The organism is uncultured Kriegella sp., assembly GCF_963975415.1.
Taxonomy (GTDB): domain Bacteria; phylum Bacteroidota; class Bacteroidia; order Flavobacteriales; family Flavobacteriaceae; genus Kriegella.
Window position 1 is genome coordinate 1 of the sequence record NZ_CAXBGN010000024.1, and the last position, 1689, is coordinate 1689.

Below are 1689 nucleotides of genomic sequence, written 5' to 3' on the forward strand. Positions count from 1 at the left end.
CGCCTGAATGTTCTTGAGTATTTATGTCCCGTAGGTTTACTTTTTTCTTTTTCATTATGCCGCGTTATACTTCGTTAAAATTTTTTCCAAATCGATAGGAAGTTTCATTCTTTTTAAAGGAGGAACATAAGAACCGCCAGTATTTCCGGTCGGTACGTGGTCGATGAATGATTTCCAACCCCCTACAACTAGCCTTAGAATTTGCCCTAAAACCTTTTTAAGGTTTTTTTGTCTTAAACCAAATTTGAGCATCAGCCAATGAGAATAAGTATGCTCATAGGGATATGATTGCCCCAATATGCGAGAGCGTTCAAGATGATGCCAGGCCTTGGACAAATCACTTTTTAGAAGCGAAATTCGATAAAGTTCGAGCTCTTTGATATAGTGCTTTTTTAGACCGTCTGGAATAACCGTTTTTATCTTCATTCCTTTTTTTTCAAAGGTAAATTTATGTCAAGTACCAATGCAACGGAAGTGCATTTATTGTCCACTACACTTTTCGCAAATTCCTTTCACTACCAAATTTGCGTCCTCTGCTATATAACCTTCTGGTAAATTTATATGTGGAATTTTTTGTTGGGTCAAACAAACCGTTTCGTCACAGTTAGTACAATGAAAATGCAAGTGCAAATCTTGGTCAAGTTCACAATTGCAACCTGGTTCGCATAAAGCATATTTTGAAATATTCGTTCCATCGTCTATCTGGTGTACTATTCCTTTTTCCTCAAAAGTCTTTAATGTGCGATATAATGTGGTGCGTTCCGCTTTCGCGAAAGCTGACTCTATATCAGTAAGGGCGACCGCAATTTCCTTTTCGGCCATATATTTATAAATTAAGATGCGCATTGCCGTAGGCCGCACACTTTTATCTTCTAATGTTTTTTCTATTTCTGTCATTTTATAATAGTTTTAATAAGTCTTAATGACTATGTTCTGCTTCGCCCTTTTTCATTTCTGCCATAAGGTAGTAGGTATTATTAAAGGCATATTGTGTATCAGGCTCTTGTTCCTTTAAAAAATCTATGGCAATCCACTCGCCATCGTGAGTGCCTTTTGTGACTTCTACGGGCGTAAACTTCCAATCCTCGCCTTCCTTTATTGCTGTAAACACAAATGACTTTTCGCCATCGGCTGCAATGGCGCTTTCAGGTATTGCCGTGGTCATTGTATTGTCAGTTTGAATCCGCCCTTGGATGTACATTCCTGGTATTAGATTGCCTTGCTTGTTCTCGATTTCTGCGTGTACGTGCAATGCTTTGGGATTTTCCTCAAAAGTTTTTCCCACAGAATAAATTTCTGCGGTCAGTTCTTGGCCCTGATTGGATTGTACATTGAACGTAACCATCTGCCCTTTTTTGACTTTATACACATCCTTTTCAAAGACCATCAAATCTGCGTGAACGTGGTGGGTGTCCACGACTTCCATAAGGTCGGTTTGCGGTTCTACGTACTGACCTGTTTTTACCTCTACTTTTTGAACGTATCCTTCTATGGGGCTACGCAAGGCCACACGCTGATAAATAGTTCCCTTTCTAACGCCAGAAGCGCTAACATTTAGTTGTTGCAGCTGCGCTTCCAGACCGTTGGCCATACTTCGGGATGCCTCATATTGAGCTTCTGCTTTTTGAAAATTAGCACCGCTGCCTACACCAGCGTCATATAAAGTCTTTTGTCTTTCAAATTCCTTCT

Annotated in this window: 3 protein-coding genes; all 3 read right to left on the reverse strand. The window is 39.8% G+C overall.

Annotation, left to right across the window (positions count from 1 at the left end; translation table 11 throughout):
- Positions 1-54: 54 nt before the first annotated feature.
- Positions 55-426: a DUF3703 domain-containing protein gene (locus AACZ88_RS23860; protein WP_339716290.1), complete on the reverse strand. Its 372-nt coding sequence runs from the start codon at positions 424-426 to the stop codon at positions 55-57.
- 54 nt (positions 427-480) lie between these two features.
- On the reverse strand, positions 481-897 hold the full coding sequence (locus AACZ88_RS23865) for a transcriptional repressor (protein WP_339716293.1): 417 nt from the start codon (positions 895-897) through the stop codon (positions 481-483).
- Between the two features lie 22 nt (positions 898-919).
- The coding region (locus AACZ88_RS23870; RefSeq protein WP_339716296.1) for an efflux RND transporter periplasmic adaptor subunit at positions 920-1689 on the reverse strand (770 nt) is incomplete at its 5' end.

Coding starts and splice junctions, on each gene's coding strand:
- AACZ88_RS23860 (WP_339716290.1), bottom strand. CDS start 426: ATGAAGATAAAAACGGTTATTCCAGACGGTCTAAAAAAGCACTATATC.
- AACZ88_RS23865 (WP_339716293.1), bottom strand. CDS start 897: ATGACAGAAATAGAAAAAACATTAGAAGATAAAAGTGTGCGGCCTACG.